The 22,298-nt window shown below is 71.6% G+C and carries 12 protein-coding genes and 4 tRNA genes; 8 read left to right on the top strand and 8 right to left on the bottom strand.

Annotated elements, in window-relative coordinates; translation table 11 throughout:
- Together ACF1BH_RS28110 and ACF1BH_RS28105 are read right to left on the bottom strand one after the other, a co-directional pair.
- On the bottom strand, positions 1–1,838 hold a 1,838-nt coding region (locus ACF1BH_RS28110; RefSeq protein ID WP_391646908.1), incomplete at its 3' end, for a DEAD/DEAH box helicase.
- 1,083 nt (positions 1,839–2,921) lie between these two features.
- Positions 2,922–3,272, bottom strand: a complete 351-nt coding sequence (locus ACF1BH_RS28105) for a metallopeptidase family protein (RefSeq protein WP_391646906.1) — start codon at positions 3,270–3,272, stop codon at positions 2,922–2,924.
- A 197-nt stretch (positions 3,273–3,469) separates the two neighbouring features.
- Between ACF1BH_RS28105 and ACF1BH_RS28100 the strand changes: the two genes are divergently transcribed.
- The 3 genes from ACF1BH_RS28100 (at position 3,470) to ACF1BH_RS28090 (ending at position 3,742) form a co-directional block, all read left to right on the top strand.
- Positions 3,470–3,542: transfer RNA gene (locus ACF1BH_RS28100), tRNA-Glu, on the top strand.
- A 47-nt stretch (positions 3,543–3,589) separates the two neighbouring features.
- A tRNA-Asp gene (locus ACF1BH_RS28095) sits at positions 3,590–3,664 on the top strand.
- Positions 3,665–3,668: 4 nt separating this feature from the next.
- Positions 3,669–3,742, top strand: a tRNA-Phe gene (locus ACF1BH_RS28090).
- A 60-nt stretch (positions 3,743–3,802) separates the two neighbouring features.
- Here ACF1BH_RS28090 and ACF1BH_RS28085 read toward each other — a convergent pair.
- Positions 3,803–4,990, bottom strand: coding sequence for an ABC transporter permease (locus ACF1BH_RS28085; protein WP_391646904.1), 1,188 nt, complete (start codon positions 4,988–4,990; stop codon positions 3,803–3,805).
- A gap of 186 nt (positions 4,991–5,176) precedes the next feature.
- Between ACF1BH_RS28085 and hrpA the strand changes: the two genes are divergently transcribed.
- Both hrpA and ACF1BH_RS28075 read left to right on the top strand, forming a co-directional pair.
- On the top strand, positions 5,177–9,283 hold the full coding sequence (hrpA, locus tag ACF1BH_RS28080; protein ID WP_391646902.1) for an ATP-dependent RNA helicase HrpA: 4,107 nt from the start codon (positions 5,177–5,179) through the stop codon (positions 9,281–9,283).
- Between the two features lie 202 nt (positions 9,284–9,485).
- A tRNA-Asp gene (locus ACF1BH_RS28075) sits at positions 9,486–9,560 on the top strand.
- Between the two features lie 885 nt (positions 9,561–10,445).
- On the opposite strand, the gene bldC is transcribed toward ACF1BH_RS28075, so the two are convergent.
- A complete protein-coding gene (bldC, locus tag ACF1BH_RS28070; protein WP_003980577.1) occupies positions 10,446–10,652 on the bottom strand; it encodes a developmental transcriptional regulator BldC in 207 nt (68 codons plus the stop codon).
- Positions 10,653–11,273: 621 nt separating this feature from the next.
- Positions 11,274–12,113, bottom strand: coding sequence for a hypothetical protein (locus tag ACF1BH_RS28065; protein ID WP_391646899.1), 840 nt, complete (start codon positions 12,111–12,113; stop codon positions 11,274–11,276).
- 203 nt (positions 12,114–12,316) lie between these two features.
- Here ACF1BH_RS28065 and ACF1BH_RS28060 point away from each other — a divergent pair, with 203 nt between their 5' ends.
- Both ACF1BH_RS28060 and ACF1BH_RS28055 read left to right on the top strand, forming a co-directional pair.
- Complete coding sequence (locus tag ACF1BH_RS28060; RefSeq protein WP_391646897.1) at positions 12,317–13,456, top strand: Leu/Phe/Val dehydrogenase; 1,140 nt, start codon at positions 12,317–12,319, stop codon at positions 13,454–13,456.
- 407 nt (positions 13,457–13,863) lie between these two features.
- On the top strand, positions 13,864–14,118 hold the full coding sequence (locus ACF1BH_RS28055; protein ID WP_030284304.1) for a DUF3073 domain-containing protein: 255 nt from the start codon (positions 13,864–13,866) through the stop codon (positions 14,116–14,118).
- Positions 14,119–14,269: 151 nt separating this feature from the next.
- Here the strand turns inward: ACF1BH_RS28055 and purM are convergent, their stop codons facing one another.
- The 3 genes from purM to ACF1BH_RS28040 all read right to left on the bottom strand — a co-directional run bounded on the left by purM (position 14,270) and on the right by ACF1BH_RS28040 (position 18,049).
- Positions 14,270–15,358, bottom strand: coding sequence for a phosphoribosylformylglycinamidine cyclo-ligase (gene purM, locus ACF1BH_RS28050; RefSeq protein WP_391646895.1), 1,089 nt, complete (start codon positions 15,356–15,358; stop codon positions 14,270–14,272).
- Positions 15,359–15,390: 32 nt separating this feature from the next.
- Positions 15,391–16,950 carry an amidophosphoribosyltransferase gene (purF, locus tag ACF1BH_RS28045; RefSeq protein ID WP_391646893.1) on the bottom strand — a complete coding sequence of 520 codons (1,560 nt, stop codon included), beginning with the start codon at positions 16,948–16,950 and terminating at the stop codon, positions 15,391–15,393.
- A 310-nt stretch (positions 16,951–17,260) separates the two neighbouring features.
- Entirely contained in the window at positions 17,261–18,049 is a 789-nt protein-coding gene (locus tag ACF1BH_RS28040) for a sterol carrier family protein (protein WP_391646891.1), read from the bottom strand.
- 510 nt (positions 18,050–18,559) lie between these two features.
- Between ACF1BH_RS28040 and ACF1BH_RS28035 the strand changes: the two genes are divergently transcribed.
- On the top strand, positions 18,560–22,156 hold the full coding sequence (locus ACF1BH_RS28035) for a hypothetical protein (protein ID WP_391646889.1): 3,597 nt from the start codon (positions 18,560–18,562) through the stop codon (positions 22,154–22,156).
- Positions 22,157–22,298 lie beyond the last annotated feature (142 nt).

The following is a 22,298-nucleotide window of genomic DNA, read 5'->3' as shown; positions in this document are numbered from 1 at the left end:
CGACGGTCGAAGGAACGGCCACCGGAACGCTCGTCACGACGGTCGTCACGACGGTCGAACGAGCGGCCACCGGAACGGTCGTCACGACGGTCGAAGGAACGGCCACCGGAACGCTCGTCACGACGGTCGTCACGACGGTCGAACGAGCGGCCACCGGAACGGTCGTCACGACGGTCGAACGAGCGGCCACCCGAGCGGTCGTCACGACGGTCGAAGGAACGGCCACCGGAACGCTCGTCACGACGGTCGCGGCGCTCGTAGTTGCCGCGCTCGTCACGCTGGGCGGGGCGGCGCTCCTCGGGCGCGGCGGCCTGCGCCGGGACCTCGGCGGCCACGGCCTCCACGGTCGCGGCGACGGCGGCGAGCGCCTCGGCCGGGTCCTCGCCGCGCTCACGGGCGGCGCGGGCGGTCAGCCGGTCCGCGTCCTCGCGCAGCTCGGTCGCGCGGCGCTGGACGCGCTCCAGCTCGCGGGTCAGCTCCTGGACCTCGCGCTCGGCCTGCTTGGCGGAGTTCGCGGCCGACTCGGCCTGGACCTCGGTGAGCGAGCGCGCGCCGGTGATCCGGGCGACGTCGTCGTCGAAGGCACCGGCGCCGCCGACGATGTGGCGCGAGGCGTCGACGCCCGCGTCCTCCATCAGGCGGAAGATCTGCCGGCGCTGGTGCGGCAGGGACAGCGAGACGACGGTGCCGGAGCGGCCCGCACGGGCCGTACGGCCGGAGCGGTGCAGGTAGTCCTTGTGGTCACCGGCCGGGTCGACGTTGAGGACCAGGTCGATGCCGTCGACGTGGATACCGCGCGCGGCGACATCGGTGGCGACCAGGCAGTTGACGTAGCCGTCCTTGAAGTCGGCCAGGGTGCGGGTGCGCGCGCCCTGCGTCATGCCGCCGTGCAGCGCGTCGGCCTTCACCCCGGCGTCGCGCAGCTGCTCGGCGACGCGGTCGGCGCCGAGCTGGGTGCGGACGAAGATGATGGTGCGGCCCTTACGGGCGGCGATGGCGGCGGTGACCGGCGCCTTGTCCTTCGGCTTCACGACGAGGACGTGGTGGGTCATGGTCGTGACGTTGCCCTGGGCGCTGTCGACCTCGTGGCTGACCGGGTCGTTGAGGTACCGCTTGACCAGCGTGCCGATCTCGTTCTCCATCGTGGCGGAGAAGAGCATCCGCTGGCCGCCGGTCGGCACCAGGTCGAGCAGCTCGGTGACCTCGGGCAGGAAGCCCAGGTCGGCCATCTGGTCGGCCTCGTCGAGGACGGCGACCTCGACCTCGTCCAGCGAGCAGGCGCCGCGGTTGATGATGTCGCGGAGACGGCCCGGGGTGGCGACGAGGACGTCGACGCCGCGCTCCAGCGCGTAGATCTGGTTCCCCATGGACGTGCCGCCGCAGACGACCTTCAGCTTCAGGCCGAGGACGTCGCCGTAGGGCTGCAGCGCATCGCTGACCTGCATGGCCAGCTCACGGGTGGGGGTGAGGATGACGCCGCGGGGGCGCTTCTTCTCGGTGCGGCCGCCGGCCAGGCGGGTCAGCAGCGGCAGACCGAAGGAGAGGGTCTTGCCGGAGCCGGTGCGGCCACGGCCGAGGATGTCGCGCCCGGCGATGGCGTCCGGGATCGTCGCCGCCTGGATCGGGAACGGCGTGGTGACGCCGTTCTGCGCCAGCTTGCGGACGATCTTCTCGTCGAGACCGAGGTCCGCGAAGGTGATCTGCGGCTCCTCGTCGGCGGCAGCCTCCTCGACGGCCTCGACGGCCTCGGGGGCCTGCTCGGCGCCCTCGGCGGGAAGCGCCGTCACGGCCTGCTCGTCGTCTGCGGGCAGGACGGACTGTTCAGTGGAAATGGACATGCGAAATGCGAAACCTTCCGGAGTCTCGGCACGCGCCCAAACTCCGTGTGTTTCACAGAGACCGCCTCAATGCGGTCAGCCACGGCAAGGGAGAGAACGCGCCACGCGGCGCGCTTCTTTTCTGGCGCCGGGCAAATGGGATCAAACGATCTACCACCATACGCACCTCCACCCCGGTAAGGCAAATGGCCGCCCCTCTCCCCGGTGCCCCGACGGGCTCCGCGTCCGGTCTCAGCTCAGCACACCCGGCAGCGGTCCCGGCGCCTGCGGCGTGGGCCCCGACGCCCCGGCGCTCGGCGTCCCCGCCTCTCCGGACGGCGGTACGGGACTGCCCGGCGTGGCCGGCGGCGTCGGCCCGGCGGGCGAGGCGGGCCCGGCGCCCGGACCCGACGGCGACGGCCGGGGTCCCGCCGGCGAGCCCGGCCCGCGCGGCGGGACCCCGGCGGTACGGGACGGCGCGGGCGGCGCGGTGGCGCCCGGCCCCGGCGTGCGCCCGGCCCCGGGCACCGCGGTACGGGTGGTGCCCGGCTCCCCCGCGGTGGCCCCGGGGCGCCCCATGCGGTGCGGCCCCGAGCCGCTGCCGTCGACCGTGAGCCCGCCCGGCGCACGCGGCGCCTCCTCGTCCGTACCGCCGCGCGGGACGGTGCCACCGGCCGGCCGCGGCGCATGACCGGGGCCGGTGACGCTCACGCACCCGGCGATCGAGGCGGTCAGCGACGCGGCGACCACCGCTGCGGCCACGGCCCGGCGCACGGGCCCACCGTCCTTACGGGAAGCGGGCGTTGACGCGACGCGGGGCGCCTCGGGGAGCGGCGGGGCGGCACCCGCCGGGGGCACGGGCGTCGCGGGGTTCGGTCGCACGGGCGGACCTCCGGGCCCGGGGCGCGGACTGCGGCAGGCGTCGGCGCGGCCGGCTGGAAGAGCGGGGAACGCCCTGCCCAACTCCCGCGCCCCGCCCGAGGACACGCGCCGGACGCCCCCGATCCCCGGCCCGCCCGCGATCCGGCGCGGCCGGCGCCCGCCGCCCGGGCCGGGGGCCAGCCGTCCACGGGCGCGCCCGGGCCGCTCCGGGGCCCCCGCGGCTCAGCCGTACCCGAGCGCGTGCAGCCGCTCGTCGTCGATGCCGAAGTGGTGGGCGATCTCGTGGACCACCGTCACCTCGGTCTCGGCGACGACGTCCTCCCGGCTCTCGCACATCCGCAGCGTCGGGCCCCGGTAGACGGTGATCCGGTCGGGCAGCACACCCGCGTACCACTCACCGCGCTCGGTGAGCGGCGTCCCCTCGTAGAGCCCGAGCAGATCGGGGTCGCCGGACGGCGGCTCGTCCTCGACGAAGACCGCCACGTTGTCCATCAGCCGGGTCAGCTCCGGCGGGATCCGGTCGAGCGCCTCGGCGACCAGTTCCTCGAACTCCTCGCGCGTCATTTCCAGCACGGGCCCATTGTCCGCCCCCGGCGCCGCATCGCGCCGCCCCCGGCACGCGCCGGGGCCTCCCGCGGCAGGCGCCGCGACACCCCGCCGCAGGCCGTCGCGGCGGCGCCAGGTCAACCGTTTTGGCGAACGGTCCCCCCATCCCATATGCTTCTCACGTCCCCGACGGCGCCGGTAACGACGCCAAGGCGGGCCAATTAGCCCTCATCGTCTAGTGGCCCAGGACGCCGCCCTTTCAAGGCGGTAGCACGGGTTCGAATCCCGTTGGGGGCACGCAACACCGTGTGCAAGAATGACTCAGGTCGTTCCGCACAATGCAAGGTCCTGTGGAGCAGTTTGGAGTGCTCGCCACCCTGTCAAGGTGGAGGCCGCGGGTTCAAATCCCGTCAGGACCGCTGCGGCTGGGTAGCTCAGTTGGTACGAGCGATCGCCTGAAAAGCGATAGGTCGCCGGTTCGACCCCGGCCCCAGCCACACCCATTGGGAGAAGGCCCCGATCTTCGGATCGGGGCCTTTTTCATGTACCGGCGCCGCTCACTCCGCCGCGTGCGCCGGAGACCGGTCCGTCTCGCGGCCACCCGGATGGCGGTGGCGCCACACCCAGAAGACCGTGCAGGACACCACCGACCACCCGGCCAGCACCAGATACGGGAAGAGGTGCTGGGAGCCGGCGAAGTAGACGGCGGTGTGCTGGGCGTTGACCGAGGCGCCCGGGGGCAGCCACTGACCGATGTGGCCGAGCACCGACGGCAGCAGCGGCCAGGAGACCGCGCCGCCCGAGGACGGGTTGCCGAGCAGCACCATCACGCCCCAGGTGGGGATCATCGCCCACCGGCCCATCAGCGTGTTGAACATCGTGAAGACCATGCCGGTCGTGAACATCGTGAACGACAGGATCAGCCAGGAGTGCACGAACGGCAGGCGGAGCGCGCCCAGCCACCAGTCGACGACGGCGGCGATGACGAAGCCGCCGAGCAGCGCGTAGGCGATCGTGAAGGCGATACGTTCGGCCGGGTTGAGGCCGCGGGCGTGCACGCTGAGCTGGATCGCGCCGACGAAACCGACGATCACCGCGGCGAGTGAGATGTAGAAGAGCGCCAGGCCCCGCGGGTCGCCCTTCTGGAGCGGCTTGATGTCCTGGACGCGGACCGGCACCCCGACCGCCGCGCCCACCTTCGGCCCCGTCGTGGCCAGCAGCTCCGCCACCGACGCGCCCGCGGCACCCGCCACGTCCAGCTCCACGCCCGCCCCGCGCGGCCGCACGACCGCGAACTCCCGCTGCTCCTCCACCGCCTTCCTGGCCTGCGCATACGTCGGGTACGCGGTGAGCCGCAGCGAGGCGTTCAGCGCCTTCTCCATACCGTCGGCGAAGACCTTCTCGCGCGAGGGGCCGCCGCCCGGCGCGGTCTCCCGCCCGACGATCGCCATCGGCACATGGCGCGGCGTCGGGTTGGCCATGGCGTACGTGTACGAGCCGGCGAAGAGGCCGGCGGCGGCCGCGAGGATGAAGAGGAGGACGCAGGCGGGGAGGAACGGCGACGTCTTGAAGGCGCGCCAGCGCTGTGCGGCGGTCGGGGGCCTGCGGTGGGCGCCGTGCTCGGTGCCGCCGTCACCGGGCGCGTCGCCGCCGCCGTCACCGGGCGCGTCGCCGCCGCTCCGCGGACCCGCCCCGTCGTCCGCGGGTGTGCCGTCCGGGCCGTGGGCGCCGTGCTGATCAGCCATGCGAACACGCTAAAGCACGTAATGCGGACATACCTCTGCGCGGCGGGGTGCCGGAGCGCGCGGTGCGGGCGAGGCTTCCCGTCCGTACCGATCGCCGCCCCGGCCCGCCGTGCCCGCGGCGCGCGCCCGGCCGCCGCGGCAAATCGTTCGCCAGTCGAATCGGGGAGGTGAGATCCTGGGGTCCGTATGTCCAGTCAGCCTGCCTCCGCCCTGCCCGACGGCGCCTCCGCCGTGTCCGCGGCCGCGCCCACGCTCCCCGCCCTGCTGGAGCGGCTGCCCGAGCTGATGCTGCGCGACCAGCAGCGGCTGGGGCGGCGGCTCGACGGTGCCCGGCGGATCCGTAAGCCCGAGGCCCGTGCGGCCGTGCTCGCCGAGATCGCCGAGGGGATGGCGGAGGCGGAGGAGCGCGTCGCGCGCCGGCGCGCCGCCGTGCCCGCGATCAGCTATCCCGAGCAGCTGCCGGTCAGCCAGAAGAAGGACGAGATCCTGGAGGCGATCCGCGACCACCAGGTCGTGATCGTCGCCGGTGAGACGGGCTCCGGCAAGACCACCCAGATCCCCAAGATCTGCCTGGAGCTGGGGCGTGGCGTCCGCGGTCTGATCGGGCACACCCAGCCGCGGCGGATCGCGGCCCGTACGGTCGCCGAGCGGGTCGCCGAGGAGCTGGACACCCCGCTGGGCGAGGCGGTGGGCTGGAAGGTCCGCTTCACCGACCAGGTCGGCGGCGAGACGTTGGTCAAGCTGATGACCGACGGCATCCTGCTCGCCGAGATCCAGACCGACCGCGAGCTGCGCCAGTACGACACGCTCATCATCGACGAGGCCCACGAGCGCAGCCTCAACATCGACTTCCTCCTCGGCTACCTCGCCCAGCTGCTGCCCAAGCGGCCGGACCTCAAGGTCGTCATCACCTCCGCGACGATCGACCCGGAGCGCTTCGCCCGGCACTTCGGCAGCTTCGCGGCGGTCGGCCCCGGCGCACCGCGCCCGGCCGAGGGCGAGGAGAAGCCGAGCGCCCCGATCGTCGAGGTCTCCGGCCGGACGTATCCGGTCGAGGTCCGCTACCGCCCGCTCCTGGAGGAGGGCGGCAGCGACGGCGACCGCGACCAGATCACCGCGATCTGCGACGCCGTCGACGAACTCCAGGCCGAGGGCCCCGGCGACATCCTGGTCTTCCTCTCCGGTGAGCGGGAGATCCGCGACACCGCGGACGCCCTCAACAAGAAGAACCTCCGCGCCACCGAGGTGCTGCCGCTCTACGCCCGCCTCTCCCACGCCGAGCAGCACCGCGTCTTCCAGCGCCACAGCGGCCGCCGCATCGTGCTGGCCACCAACGTCGCCGAGACGTCCCTGACGGTGCCCGGCATCCGGTACGTCATCGACCCCGGCATGGCGCGGATCTCCCGCTACAGCTTCCGCACCAAGGTCCAGCGGCTGCCGATCGAGCCGGTCTCGCAGGCCAGCGCCAACCAGCGCAAGGGCCGCTGCGGGCGGACCAGCGACGGCATCTGCATCCGCCTCTACTCCGAGGACGACTTCCTCACCCGTCCCGAGTTCACCGACGCGGAGATCCTGCGGACCAACCTCGCCTCCGTCATCCTCCAGATGACCGCCGCCGGCCTCGGCGACATCGAGAAGTTCCCGTTCATCGACCCGCCGGACCGCCGCAACATCAAGGACGGCGTCGACCTGCTCCACGAGCTGGGCGCGCTGGAGGCCCGGACGAAGGGCGGCGCCGGCGGCGCGGCGAAGCCCGCGGCCAAGGGCGGCGCCCGGCTCACCCCGATGGGCCGCAAGCTCTCCCAGCTGCCGGTCGACCCGCGGCTGGCGCGCATGGTGCTGGAGGCCGACCGGAACAACTGCGTCCGCGAGGTCATGGTCATCGCCGCGGCGCTCTCCATCCAGGACCCGCGCGAGCGGCCCGCCGACAAGCAGCAGCAGGCCGATCAGCAGCACGCCCGGTTCAAGGACGAGTCCGGCGACTTCCTGGCGTACCTGAATCTCTGGCGCTATGTGCGCGAACAGCAGAAGGCGCTCTCCTCCTCCGCCTTCCGCCGTATGTGCCGCAATGAATTCCTGAACTACCTGCGTATACGTGAATGGCAGGACATCTACTCCCAGATGCGTTCGGTCGCCAAGACCATGGGAATTCATCTGAGCGAACAGGACGCGGCGCCCGACCACATCCATACGTCGCTGCTGGCCGGTCTGCTCTCGCACATCGGCCTGAAGGACACCGACGCGAAGAACGAATACCTCGGCGCCCGCAGCGCCAAATTCGCGGTCTTCCCCGGCTCCGCGCTCTTCAAGAAGCCCCCGCGCTGGATCATGTCCGCCGAGCTGGTCGAGACCTCCCGGCTGTGGGCCCGCGTCAACGCCAGGATCGAGCCCGAGTGGATCGAGCCGCTCGCCCAGCACCTGGTCAAACGCACCTACAGCGAGCCGCACTGGGAGCAGAAACAGGCCGCGGTGGTGGCGTACGAGCGGGTGACGCTCTACGGCGTCCCGATCGTCGCGCAGCGCAAGGTCGCCTACGGCCGGATCGATCCGGAGACCTCCCGCGACCTCTTCATCCGTAACGCCCTGGTCGAGGGCGACTGGCGTACGCACCACCAGTTCTTCCACGACAACCGCAAACTCCTCGGCGAGGTCGAGGAGTTGGAGCACCGCGCCCGGCGCCGCGACATCCTCGTCGACGACGAAACCCTCTTCGACTTCTACGACCAGCGCATTCCGGCGGACATCGTCTCAGGTGCGCATTTCGACGCGTGGTGGAAGAAGAAGCGGCAGGAGGAGCCGGAGCTCCTCAACTTCGAGCATTCGATGCTCATCAACGAATCGGCCGAGGCCGTCACCAAGGACGACTATCCCGATTCGTGGCGGCAGGGAAAGCTGAAGTTCAAGGTCACCTACCAGTTCGAGCCCGGCGCGGACGCGGACGGCGTCACCGTCCACATCCCGCTCCAGGTGCTCAACCAGGTCGCGTCCGAGGGCTTCGACTGGCAGATCCCGGGCCTGCGCGAGCAGTTGGTGACGGAGCTGATCCGCTCGCTGCCCAAGCCGATCCGCCGCAACTACGTGCCCGCGCCGAACTTCGCGGCCCGCTTCCTCGACACCACCGTCCCGCTCCAGGGCGCGCTGACGACGTCGCTGGCCGCCGGGCTCCAGCGGATGGTGGGCGTCCCGGTCTCCGCCGACGACTTCGACACCGCCAAGGTCCCCGACCACCTCAAGATCACCTTCCGGGTGGTGGACGAGCGGCGCCGCAAGCTGGCCGAGGCGAAGGACCTGGAGGCGCTGCGGCTCCAGCTCAAGCCGAAGACCCGCGCCGCGATCTCCAAGGCGTTCGAGCAGGCGGCCGACCGCCCCGCCCGCGAGGGCAAGGGCACCAAGGGCGACGGTCCGGCCCTGCCCGGTCCGGAGCAGCGCACCGGCCTGACGTCCTGGACGCTCGGCACCCTGCCCCGCACCTTCGAGACCCGCCGGGCCGGCCAGCCGCTGAAGGCGTACCCGGCACTGGTCGACGAGGGCACCGGCGTCGCCGTCCGCCTCTTCGACACCGAGGCGGAGCAGCTGGCCGCGATGTGGGCCGGCACCCGCCGCCTCATCCTGCTCAACATCCCCTCGAACCCTGCCAAGTTCGCCCAGTCGAAGCTGAGCAATCAGCAGAAGCTCGCCCTGTCCCGCAATCCGCACGGCTCCATCCCGGCGCTCTTCGACGACTGCGTGACCGCCGCCGCCGACCGGCTGATGGCCGCGCGCGGCGGCCCCGCCTGGGACGAGGAGTCGTTCCGGAAGCTGTTCGACGGCGTCCGGGCCGATCTGGTGGACGCGACGATGAAGACGATCGGGCAGGTCCAGGAGGTGCTGGCCGCCTGGCAGGCGTGCGAACGGCGGCTGAAGGACACCTCGTTCCCCTCGCTGCTGCCGTCGCTCACCGACATCAGGGAGCAGCTGGCCGCGCTCATCAAGCCCGGCTTCGTCACCGAGCACGGCGCCAAGCGGCTGCCGGACCTGATGCGCTATCTGGTCGCCGCCGACCGCCGCCTCCAGCAGCTCCCGACCAACGCCGAGCGCGACCGCGCACGGATGGCGAAGGTCAAGGAGATGCAGGACGAGTACGGCTGGCTCCTCGAACAGTTCCCCCAGGGCCGCCCGGTTCCGGCGGCGGCGCGGGAGATCCGCTGGATGATCGAGGAACTGCGGGTCAGCTACTTCGCGCATGCGCTGGGCACCGCCTATCCGGTGTCCGACAAGCGCATCGTGAAGGCCGTGGACGCGGCGGCGCCGTAGCCCGGGGCGCCGCCGCGGGCGACCCCGCCCCGGGAGCGCCGCCGGTACGCGCCTCCGGAACGGTGCACACCGGCGCAAACGGGGGCGCAGGGGGCACCCCGTACGCCGGGCGGGGCATCACCCGGAGCCTGGTTCGACCGCACCCCCTGACCTGCTGTAGAGTCTTGCTTCGCAGCGACCGCGCAAGCGGAAGCGGCAGCAAGGTCCTGTGGAGCAGTTTGGAGTGCTCGCCACCCTGTCAAGGTGGAGGCCGCGGGTTCAAATCCCGTCAGGACCGCAGCAGAACGGCCCGTATCCGACAAGGATGCGGGCCGTTTTCCGTTTCCCGCGCCGCAGGGCCGCGCCCCGCACGAGCCCTCCGCCTTCCCCGTGGCGCAGCCGGGACCACCGGCCCTCCCGCCGCACCACCACCCCGTTCCGGAACCCGTTTCCGTACCGCGGTCGGTTTCTCCGTGACGGCGGGCGTCCGCGGCCGCTGAACGGCGCGCGGGGCCGGCCTCTCCACCCCCGGCGCCCTCGGGCGGCTCAGCGGCCGCGTACGGGCCGTTCAGGAGGCTCGGCGTCCGCATCCGCTCCGGCGGCGCCACGGGCGCTCACAGGCGCAGGCGGCAAGGGCCGGAAGCACCCGCCACCCGATGACCGAAGGGCGCTCACCCATCCCCCTTACGGCAGAAGGATGGTGACAGAGCGTCGGACAATCCGGCCTTTACCGCAGAGGCAAGCGGAGCTTCAACCTCTCCACCATGTGACGGGTGTCACCGTACAAGTTTCCAGAAGTGGGGAACTTACCCCCGCCCTACAACTGGTCCATTTAATATGTGCAATTGCACCACCCTTCAGGACTCCCCAAAGGAGACCGCAAGGTCTGTCCGGGAAGGGGCCCACAGGGCTCGCGAAAGCGCCACGCAAGGGCGCCGGCGGCCACGGCGCGACGGGCGGGCGGTCCGCGCCGCCGGGAGGCCCGGGAGCGCGCACACAAAAAGATCGCGCTGGACCCGGCGGAGTCCAGCGCGATCGATGACGTACCCGGCTGCTGCGGGTGTGGGCCCGTTGGGGCGGGCGCCGCGTCGTGTGAAGCTGTGTGGAGCGTGGTGAAGCTAGGGGTGTTGCAAGGGCACTTCTCGGGTTGGGGGGCCCGAAAACAGCCCGGCTATGCGGTTATTCAGGACTCGCTGCGCTGCTGCGGAATGCCCGCGAGCAGTGCGCGGACCTCAGCCTCGCGGTAACGCCGGTGTCCTCCGAGCGTGCGGATGGACGTGAGCTTGCCTGCCTTGGCCCAACGGGTCACCGTCTTCGGGTCCACGCGGAACATCGTGGCGACCTCGGCGGGGGTAAGCAGCGGCTCGGCGTCAGGGGTGCGAGCGGTCATGAGCGGCCTCCTCGGGAGAACCGAACCATCACGGTTCTTTCCTCTAAATTCTGCACCTTGACCCGCGTTGCCCGAAATGGCGGACGCGGGCCGAGTCGGTTATAGGACGAACGGCTTGTCCTCGGCACTACAACTACACCATCCGTCCAGCCACGTCGGCCAAACCGATGGAATTGCCCTCTCAGGTGTTCAACCTCGACGGAAGCCGATGGACCATGTCATAGCGGACAGTCACGCCACCGTGACGATCAGTCACAGGGTGATCACGCGTCACTAGACCCCTCAAGGAGCGCAATACCGATCTATCCACCCAAAGTTGGACGGAGGAGCCCAAGTCAGACTCCTTGTCCTATTTTGGCACGAGGAGATGGCTTGGGCGCAAGGCCCGTTGTCAGTGCTTTGGGTCACTGCTGAGGCAAAAGCCCGGATCGGGACCTACGTCCTGGAGGGCACCAGCCTACGCGACGACGCCCGCTTTCAAGATCATCTCGTGTCCCGGAACCCTCACCCGGGCGCCCGCCGGGATCCGGCCGTGGCACCACGGAAGCCACGCCGCCCCCGCCGCACCCCCGTCCCCCGCACCGGCCGGCCCGCCCCGGGCGACCGCGGCCCACCGGGAGATCAGCTGGAGAACTGCCGCTCGCGCACCGACCGCCAGCGGTCGCTCAGCTTCTCGTACGCGGCGCCCGCGCGTTCGCCGTCACCGTCGCGAAGCGCGGCAAGCGCCTCCGCCACCTCCGCGGCCGACCGGTCCTCGGCGAGCTGCTCCCCGGAGACGGCGTGGACCAGCCCGCCGTAGTCCAACTCCACCAGGGAACGCGGGTGGAACTCCTCCAGCCAACGGCCCACGTCCAGCAGGCCGTCGATCAGCGGGCCCTCCTCCAGGGCGTCGCGCAGCGTCCGCAGCCCGCGCGCGACCCGGCGGCGGGCCTCGACCATCGGGGTGCGGTAGCGCAGCAGCGGTCCGCCGGCGTCCTTCGGCTCGTACTCGCGCTCGGCGTCGTCGAAGAGGACGAACCAGCGGACCGGGACGTGCCAGGTGGCGCCGCGGATCCAGGGGCGGGCGTCCGGGTTGCGCTCCTGCCACTCCTCGTAGTCGGTCGCGGCCTGGCGGCGCACCACCGGGGGCAGCGCGGCGTCCAGCACCGGCGCGGGCAGCAGTTCCGGCAGGCCCTGGAGCGCCTGCCAGCCGCGCAGCCGGGTGCGCCAGGGGCAGATGCAGGGGACGTCGTCGAGGTGGGCGACGAAGGCGTCGGCGCTCTCGTGCACCGGGACCGGCACGGGCGGGGTGGGCAGCAGATCGGCGAGGGCCTTGCGCTGCTCGTCCTGGGCCGTCGGGGTGGACTCGCGGCGGGCGTACCGGGCCCAGTGGGAACGCTCCGGCTCCGGGAATGCCGCCAGCGGCTCGTAGACCCGCAGGTATGCCCCATACGGGACCGTCACCGACGACGCCAAGGCCACGCACGCTCCTTCAAGGGGAAGTCCGCCACCGGGAGTTACCGGCGGTCAGGGCCACCGGCGGGCCCGGGACACGGCAAATCGTCGCACGTCCGTCCCCCACGAGTGGGGGATCCCGAGGACCCGGCCGATCTTCGGGCCCCGGAGGTCTTACGCTCTTCCCGACCGGCCCTCCCCACCCCACAGGAGGGCGTCCTCCCCTGCCTATGGGAGTCACCACCGTGACCGACGTACGTCCTTCCGCCGCCGAGCAGCCCGCCCCGGGTACACCCCCCGCCGAAGGCGTCCTGCACACCCTGTTCCGGACCGAGCAGGGCGGCCATGAACAAGTCGTGCTCTGCCAGGACCGCGCCAGCGGCCTCAAGGCCGTGATCGCGCTGCACAGCACCGCCCTGGGCCCGGCCCTCGGCGGCACCCGCTTCCACGCGTACGCCTCCGAGGAGGAGGCGGTGCGCGACGCGCTCAACCTCTCGCGCGGGATGTCGTACAAGAACGCCCTCGCCGGACTGGACCACGGCGGCGGCAAGGCCGTGATCATCGGCGACCCGGAGACCGTCAAGACCGAGGAGCTGCTGCTCGCCTACGGGCGCGCGGTCGCCTCGCTCGGCGGCCGGTACGTCACCGCCTGTGACGTCGGCACCTACGTCGCGGACATGGACGTCGTGGCGCGCACCAACAAGTGGACCACCGGCCGCTCCCCGGAGAACGGCGGCGCCGGTGACTCCTCGGTGCTGACCGCGTACGGCGTGTTCCAGGGGATGCGCGCCTCGGCGCAGCACCGGTGGGGCGACCCGACGCTGCGCGGCCGCAAGGTCGCGGTGGCCGGGGTCGGCAAGGTGGGGTACCACCTCGTCGGGCACCTGGTCGAGGACGGCGCCGAAGTGATCGTCACGGATGTGCGGGACGCCTCCGTCGAGCGGGTGCTCGCGGCGTATCCGCAGGTGACCGCGGCGGCCGACACCGAGGCGCTGATCCGTACGCCGGGTCTGGACGTCTACGCTCCGTGTGCGCTGGGCGGTGCGCTGAACGACGTGTCGGTGCCCGCGCTGACCGCCACGGTGGTCTGCGGCGCCGCGAACAACCAGCTCGCCCACCCCGGCATCGAGAAGGACCTCGCCGACCGGGGCATCCTCTACGCCCCCGACTACCTCGTGAACGCCGGCGGTGTCATCCAGGTGGCCGACGAGCTGCACGGCTTCGACTTCGACCGCTGCAAGGCGAAGGCGGCGAAGATCTTCGACACCACGCTGGCGATATTCGCTCGTGCGAAGGCCGACGGCATCCCGCCGGTCGCCGCGGCGGACCGGGTGGCGGAGCAGCGGATGGCGGAGGCCCGGCGCGGCTGACGCCGTCGGCCGGACGCCTCGGGTGTGTTTCCGCGCCTAAGGCCGGAAACACACCCTCCCCTGCGCCGGAACGTCGACTGGCGCGGCCGGGCATCACAGCGGTGCCCGAAATCTGGCTGAAAATCGTCCCTTGGAAGGGCCGTCGGCAGGGCCCGGGGAGACTTCTCTCACCACCCGTCGGCGGGTCGCCGCAAGGGACGGGTTAAAATCGCAGTTGACCAGCGCGGACAGGGCACCTCGCAGGTCATGCCGAGCGGCGGGTGATGCGGGCGACGTACCGTATGGCCGCGGAAGCAGGTACCGTTGAAGCCCTACGGACCGGTCTCTCTGTCGAGAGTCCGCTCTGAATCATGAACGCGTGTCAAGACTCTGGGGCCGTCGAGCCCCGTCGTTGAGGGGGTCGAGCCATGGGGCGCGGCCGGGCCAAGGCCAAGCAGACGAAGGTCGCCCGCCAGCTGAAGTACAACAGCGGTGGGACTGATCTCTCACGCCTGGCCGAAGAGCTGGGTGCATCGCCGCAACAGCCGGCACAGCAGCCGCCGAACGGCGAGCCGTTCGAGGATGACGAGGACGACGACCCGTACGCGCGGTACGCCGACCTGTATAACGACGACGATGACGAGGACGAGAAGGATTCGTCCCAGCATCGTCGCCGCGCCTGACGACGCACCGTAGACACTTCCGCGGGAATCCACCCGCGGTTGTTCTGCGGGCCTCTCTGTATCCACTCACGGCGCGCACAGCTTCTCCACGGACCCGGTCCGGGGTGTCTCACCTCGGACCGGGTTCTGTGCTGCCCCGGCGACCGGCGCGTCAGGCCGCGTAGTCACCGGTCAGGGTCACCGCTTCGGCCAGGTCACCGCGCTCGACGATCTCACCGCTGACCCAGGCGTCCACGCCGCGGTCGGCGAGGGTGGTCAGGGCGACGTCCACGGACTCCTGCGGGACGACGGCGATCATGCCGACGCCCATGTTCAGCGTCTTCTCCAGCTCCAGGCGCTCGACCGCACCGGCGGAGCCCACCAGGTCGAAGACCGCACCCGGGGTCCAGGTGGAGCGGTCGACGGTGGCGTGCAGTCCGTCGGGGATGACGCGGGCGAGGTTGTTGGCCAGGCCGCCGCCGGTGATGTGCGAGAAGGCGTGCACCGGCGCGGTACGGGTCAGGGCCAGGCAGTCCAGCGAGTAGATCTTGGTGGGCTCCAGCAGCTCCTCGCCGAGGGTGCGGCCGAACTCCGGGATCTCCCGGTCGAGGGCGAACCCCGCGCGGTCGAAGAGGACGTGGCGGACGAGCGAATAGCCGTTGGAGTGGAGTCCGGAGGACGCCATGGCGATCACCGCGTCGCCGCTGCGGATGCGGTCGGCGCCGAGGACCTGATCGGCCTCGACGACGCCGGTGCCGGCGCCCGCGACATCGAACTCGTCGACGCCGAGCAGACCGGGGTGCTCCGCGGTCTCGCCGCCGACCAGGGCGCAGCCGGCGAGGACGCAGCCCTCGGCGATGCCCTTGACGATCGCCGCGACCCGCTCCGGGTAGACCTTGCCGACGCAGATGTAGTCGGTCATGAAGAGCGGTTCGGCGCCGCAGACGACCAGGTCGTCGACGACCATGCCGACGAGGTCGTGGCCGATGGTGTCGTAGACGCCCATCTTTCGGGCGATGTCGACCTTGGTGCCGACGCCGTCGGTGGCGGAGGCGAGCAGGGGGCGCTCGTACCGCTTGAGGGCGGAGGCGTCGAAGAGGCCGGCGAAGCCGCCGAGCCCGCCGACGACCTCGGGGCGGGTGGCCTTCTTCACCCACTCCTTCATGAGGTCGACGGCGCGGTCGCCCGCTTCGATGTCGACACCGGCGGCCGCGTAGCTGGCGCCGCTGGTGCGCGCGGGCTCGGAGGACTCAGGAGGCATGGCCCAGAACTTTCGTGTGATGGATGTGCAGGCTACGGACGGCGCAGCGCATCGGCGCCACCGACACCGGCCGTCAGCGTCCCGACGCCGTCGACATCCGGCTTGGCCGCGCCCGCGTTCTCCGATTCCAGGAGGTGCTTGCCGAGCAGCTCGGGGTCGGGCAGCTCCATCGGGTACTCGCCGTCGAAGCAGGCCCGGCAGAGCTTCGGCTTGTCGATGGTGGTCGCCTCGATCATGCCGTCGATGGAGATGTACGCCAGGGAGTCGGCGCCCAGCGACTTGCCGATCTCGTCGACCGTCAGGCCGTTGGCGATCAGCTCGGCGCGGGTGGCGAAGTCGATGCCGAAGAAGCACGGCCACTTGATGGGCGGCGAGGAGATCCGGATGTGGACCTCCTTGGCGCCGGCCTCGCGCAACATGCGGACCAGGGCGCGCTGGGTGTTGCCGCGGACGATGGAGTCGTCGACGACCACCAGGCGCTTGCCGCGGATGACTTCCTTGAGCGGGTTGAGCTTGAGGCGGATGCCGAGCTGCCGGATGGTCTGCGAGGGCTGGATGAAGGTCCGGCCGACGTAGGAGTTCTTGACCAGGCCGGAGCCGTACGGGATGCCGCTGGCCTCGGCGTAGCCGACGGCCGCCGGGGTGCCGGACTCGGGCGTCGCTATCACCAGATCGGCTTCGGCGGGCGCCTCGGCGGCCAGCTTGCGGCCCATCTCCACCCGGGAGAGGTAGACGTTGCGGCCGGCGATGTCGGTGTCCGGGCGGGCGAGGTAGACGTACTCGAAGACGCAGCCCTTGGGACGGGCCTCGGCGAAGCGCGTGGCGCGCAGGCCGTTCTCGTCGATGGCGACCATCTCGCCGGGCTCGATCTCCCGGATGAAGGACGCGCCGCAGATGTCCAGCGCGGCGGTCTCGGAGGCGACCACCCAGCCGCGCTCCAGACGGCCGAGGACCAGCGGGCGGATGCCCTGCGGGTCGCGGGCGGCGTAGAGCGTGTGCTCGTCCATGAAGCAGAGCGAGAAGGCGCCCTTGACCTGCGGGAGGACGCGCGGCGCGGCCTCCTCGACGGTCAGCGGCTTGCCGTCCTCGTCGACCTGGCCGGCGAGCAGCGCCGTGACCAGGTCGGTGTCGTTGGTGGCTGCGACCTGGGTCGCACGGCCGCCCTCGCGGGGCAGCGCCGCGACCAGATCGGCCAGCTCGGCGGTGTTCACCAGGTTGCCGTTGTGGCCGAGCGCGATCGAGCCGTGCGCGGTGGCACGGAACGTCGGCTGGGCGTTCTCCCACACCGAGGCACCGGTGGTGGAGTAGCGGGCATGGCCCACGGCGATGTGGCCCTGGAGGGAGCCGAGCGAGGTCTCGTCGAAGACCTGGGACACCAGGCCCATGTCCTTGAAGACGAGGATCTGCGAGCCGTTGCTCACTGCGATGCCCGCGGACTCCTGTCCACGGTGCTGCAGCGCGTACAGCCCGAAATAGGTGAGTTTGGCGACCTCTTCACCCGGCGCCCAGACACCGAAGACGCCACAAGCGTCCTGGGGGCCCTTCTCGCCGGGGAGCAGGTCGTGGCTGAGTCGTCCGTCACCACGAGGCACGCCTTGAGTCTAGGGCAGGTCGCTGATTCATCCGAACCGGGGATGGCCGGTGGGCCGGATGCCTGCACGTGAGCGGCGCGCGACGGCGGCACGCCGGGCCGGGGCGCCGCCCGCCCGCCGGGGCCGCACACCGGGCGGCGCGGCGGCCGGAGCCCTTGGGGCGTCTGGCCTCGGGCGGTACGGGGCCGGGTGGGCGCGCCGGCCGGGGCGCGGCCGCGGCGGACGGGCGGGAGGCGACCGGGCACCGCGACCCGGGCGGGCGCCCGCGGCGGTGTGTGAGATGCGCTACGCCGGGGACGGCAACGGCCTTTCAGGACAGGATCGGCAGATATCCGCCGATGTCGGCGCGCTCGCCGCCGGCGGTGACCTCGGCGGCGTCCCGCGCCTGGGACCAGGACCTCCGGCCGGTGGCCAGGCGTATCCAGGTCAGCGGGTCGGTCTCGACGACGTTCGGCGGCGTACCCCGGGTGTGGCGGGGGCCCTCGACGCACTGCACGACGGCGAACGGCGGGATCCGGACCTCGACCGATCCGCCCGGCGCCGCGGCCGCCAGCGCGTCGGCCAGCACGCGGGTGGCGGTGGCCAGGGCCTGGCGGTCGTAGGGGATCTCGATGCCGGTCGCGGCGGCCAGGTCGTCGGTGTGCACGACGAGTTCGACGCAGCGGGTGGCCAGGACGTCGGCGAGCCGCATGGCGGCGGGCCGGACCGCGACCACCCGCTCGGCCGGATCCTGCTCGACCACACGGGCGAACTCCTCGGCGGTGCGCTCCAGCAGCTCCACCGGGTCGTGGGCGGCGGCCAGGGCGCGGGTGCGGTCGTCGACCGAGGCGGCGAAGGCGGCGGAGGCGTGCGGCCACTGCGCCGGGGTGACCTCCGCCCGGGCCGGCGGCGGCTGTTCGAGGCCACGGGCCACGCTGCCGGTGGCAAGGGAGAGATGAGCGACCAGCTCGCGCACCGTCCACTCCCCCAGCCGCGTCGGCAGGGCGAGCTGCTCGGGGGTGAGCGTGCGGACGGCGGCGCGTACGTGGTCGAGCTGGGCCAGGACGGCGGCGCGGGTCTTCCTGCCGTCGTACCGGCGGGCTCGGGCGGCGGATGTCATGCGATTCAGCGTAGGCGGCACCACCGACAATCGGCGGGGCCTTTCCTCTCTTCCTCTCTCCGGACCGGCTCGCGGAATGCCGGCCGCGCCCATTTCCGGGACGTACCGGTGAACGGCCGCGAAGAAACGTTTTGTGAATCCCGTGGCACCGCCCCGCCGGGACGTGCGGTGCGGAACTCCGCGCCCGCTCCGCGCCTTCCGCACCGCACGGAAAAGGCCCCGGCGGGCGCGGGTCGCGGCGCACCGGAGAGCCCCGGAAGCCTTGCGGGCAGGGCCCGTTCGGCGCCGGCGCCACGGTGGGCGGGGCGTCCCGGAGCCCCCCTGTGGCACCCGGTGCACCGGTCCGACAAAAGCGGGCCCGTACCACCATGGGTGTGGATAAAGCAGAGGTAAGTGCGTGTACTGATACCAGCAAAGCGGAGAAATACCTACGTTCCCCGCATGACGCTTAAACATAGATATCGGGTATATGGCGAAAGTGGGTGGCACGGCCGGGCCCGGAGATGGGCGATGGCCCTGCTGGGCGTCCTCAGCATGGTGGCCGCGACGCTCGGCATGCCCGCCACCGCCGCCCATGCCCAGGGGGTGGGCGTACCGCTGGTGAACGAGACGTTCACCGGTGCCACGGCGGACCCGGAATTCGAGGGATTCGGTAACGCGTGCCTGACCGGCGCGCCCCAGGGCACCGCCCCCGGGCCCGGTACGCATCCGCTCGGCGGCTGCCCGCCGGGCGAGGTCGGGCCCGTACCGCCGAACAACGGCGCGCCGCACGGCTATCTGAACCTGACCGACGCGGGTCACGACCGGGCCTCGGCGGCGCTCTACAACCACGCCCTCCCCGCCAACCAGGGCCTGGTGACCACGTTCGACCAGTGGCAGTACGGCGGCACCACCGTGCCGCCGGCCGACGGCATCTCGTTCTTCCTCATGGACGGGGCGGCCACCCTGGACGCGCCGGGCGCGTTCGGCGGCAGCCTCGGCTACGCGCAGAAGCTCCCCAACGACGACCCGGGGCAGCCGTTCCTCCCGGGCGTCAACCGCGGGTACCTCGGCGTCGGTCTCGACGTCCTGGGCAACTTCTTCGGTGACTGGGAGCACCGGGGCAACGGCTGTGCGCGGCGCTCCCCGGCCGGTACCGTCTTCCGCATCCCCGCGCCGGGCCAGAACATGGTCACGCTGCGCGGACCGGGCCACGGCACCGAGGGCTACTGCTTCCTCACCGCCACCACCAGCAACTTCTCCACCAGCGGCCCCTGGCCCTCCACGCTGCCGGGCCAGCTGCACGGGCCGACCACGTCGATCCCCCCGACGGCGACGCCCGCCGAGGCCGAGGCGCTGCTGGAGCCCTCGCGGCGCACCGTGACGGTGGAGGTCTCGCCGGCGCCGAACCCGGTGGTCACCGTCTGGATCGACTTCCACGACGGCAACGGCAAGCAGGAGGTGCTCTCCACCCCGGCGCCCACCCCGGTGCCGAGCACCTACAAGTTCGGCTTCGCCGCGTCGACCGGGTCCTTCACCGACGTCCATCTGATCCGGAACGTCACCGTGCACCCGGCCGCGGCGCTGCCGCAGCTCAACCTCGTCAAGCAGGTCTCCGAGGCCACCGAGGTCCCGCAGCCGCTGACACCGGGCCAGCAGGTGCCCTTCGAGTACGTCGTCACCAACAGCGGGAACACCACGCTGAACGACGTGAACGTGACGGACAACCGCGTCCCCGGCATCACCTGTCCGCAGACCACGTTGGCCAGCGGCCAGAGCATGACCTGTACCGGCACCTATACCGTCACCGACGCGGACGCCGAGGCCGGGTCGGTGACCAATACCGCCGTCGCCCACGGCACGGGACCCGAAGGGCCGGTGGATTCCCCACCGGACGAAGTGACGCTACCGGTCCAACGCGGACCGGGGCTGCGGCTGGAGAAGACGACCGACGAGGGCCGGGAGTACCGCGTCGGTGACGAGGTCACGTACAAGTACACCGTCACCAACACCGGTCCGACCACGCTGAACGACATCCGCATCTCCGACGACCACGTCACCGGCATCACCTGTGACGCCACCACGCTGGCCCCGAGCGGCGAGCCCGGTGACTCCACCACCTGTACGGGGACGTACACCGTCACCGAGACGGACGGCCGGGCCGGGTCGGTGACGAACACCGCCGTCGCCCACGGGGCGTCCGACGGCACCCCCGTCGACTCCAAACCGGACCAGGCGACCATCGCGGTCGCCTCGGACCTCTCGCTGAGCCTGACGAAGAGCGTCGACAACTCGCACCCGTACGAGGTCGGGGACACGGTCACCTACACCTACACGGTCACCAACACCGGCGACGGGACGCTCAACGACATCGCCGTCACCGACGACCGGGCGACCGGGATCGCCTGCCAGGCCACCACGCTGGCGCCGGGCGCGAGTACGACCTGCACCGGTACGTACACCGTGACCAGGGCAGATGCCGATCTGGGGAACGTCACCAACGTGGCCTTCGCCCGGGGGACGGCCGTCGACGGCACGGTCGTGGAATCGCCGCCGGACACCGCGGTGATCGAGGTCGTCCCCAACCAGCCGGGGCTGGAGATCCAGAAGGTCGTCGACGCCTCGCACCCGTACCAGGCCGGTGACACCGTCACCTACCGGTACGTCGTCCGGAACACCGGCAACACCACCATCACCGGCGTCCACGTCGCCGACGACCGGGTCTCCGGGATCACCTGCCAGGCGACCACCCTGGCGCCGGGTGAGAGCACCGAGTGCACCGGTACCTACACGGTGACCGCGGCCGACGCGGCAGCCGGGCAGGTCCACAACACGGCCGTCGCCCGCGGTGAGTCCGACGGTACGGCGGTGGAGTCGCCGCCGGACAGCGCGACCATCGAGGTCGGGCGGAACGAGCCCGCGCTGACGATCCGCAAGACCGTCGACGCCTCGCACCCGTACCGCGTCGGTGACGAGGTGACGTACACCTACAGCGTCACCAACACCGGCAACACCACGATCAGCGGCGTCAACGTCGCCGACAACCGGGTCTCCGGGATCACCTGCGAGGCCACCACCCTGGCGCCGGGCGCGAGCACCACCTGCACCGGTACGTACACCGTCACCGCGGCCGACGCGGCGGCCGGGAGCGTGGCCAACACGGCGGTGGCGCACGGACAGTCCGACGGGACGGCGGTGGAGTCGCCGCCGGACAGCGCCCGGATCGACACCGTCGCCGACCGGCCCGCACTGTCGATCGACAAGTCCGTGGACACCTCGCGCACCTACGCGGTGGGTGACCGGATCACCTACACCTACCGGGTCACCAACACGGGCAACACCACGATCAGCGGCGTGAGCGTCGCCGACAACCGGGTCTCCGGGATCATCTGCCTGGCGACCACGCTGGACCCGGGTGGCAGCACCACCTGCACCGGCAGCTACACCGTGACCGCCGCCGACGCGGAAGCCGGGCACATCACCAACACGGCGGTGGCGCACGGACAGTCCGACGGCACCATGGTGGAATCGCCGCCGGACAGCGCGGAGGTCCAGGTCGGGCAGAACGAGCCCCGCCTGTCGATCAAGAAGACCGTCGACACCTCCCGCACCTACCGGGTGGGCGACCGGATCACCTACACCTACACCGTCACCAACACCGGGACCACGACGCTCCACGGCATCGCGGTCGAGGACAACCGGGTCTCCGGCGTGACCTGCCGGGCGACCACGCTGGCGCCGGGTGAGAGCACCACCTGCACCGGCACCTACACCGTCACGAAGGAGGACGCGGAGCGCGGCACGATCACCAACACCGCGGTGGCCACCGCCGACGGCGGGGTCCGCTCCGAACCTGCCGAGGCGACCGTCAAGGTCAAGGAGGAGAAGCCCTGCAAGGGCAAGGACTGCCGGCCGTGCAAGGGGAAGGACTGCCGCCCCTGCCACGGCAAGCACTGCGACAAGCCCTGTAAGGGGAAGCACTGCGACCGGCCGTGCCACGGCAAGGACTGCGACAAGCGCTGCGACGACAGGCACGGGGACAAGCACTGCGACAAGCACTGCGACAAGCACTGCGACGACAGGCACTGCGACAAGCCGTGCGAGGGGGGGCGCTGCGAACAGGAGTGAGGCAGCGGGCGCGGCGGTGAGGCCCGAGCCCGGCTGAACACCGCGCCGCACGACAGGGCGTCCGCCGGCCACCGGCGGGCGCCCTCGTCGTTGCCGTCCGGAACGGAAACGGCCCGCCAGGAATCCTGGCGGGCCGTTCCGC

It is taken from the genome of Streptomyces sp. NPDC014733 (assembly GCF_043083385.1).
In the GTDB taxonomy this organism is placed as follows: Bacteria; Actinomycetota; Actinomycetes; order Streptomycetales; family Streptomycetaceae; genus Streptomyces.
Note: the sequence above shows the minus strand (reverse complement) of the source record. Positions and strands in the feature narration are given on the sequence as shown.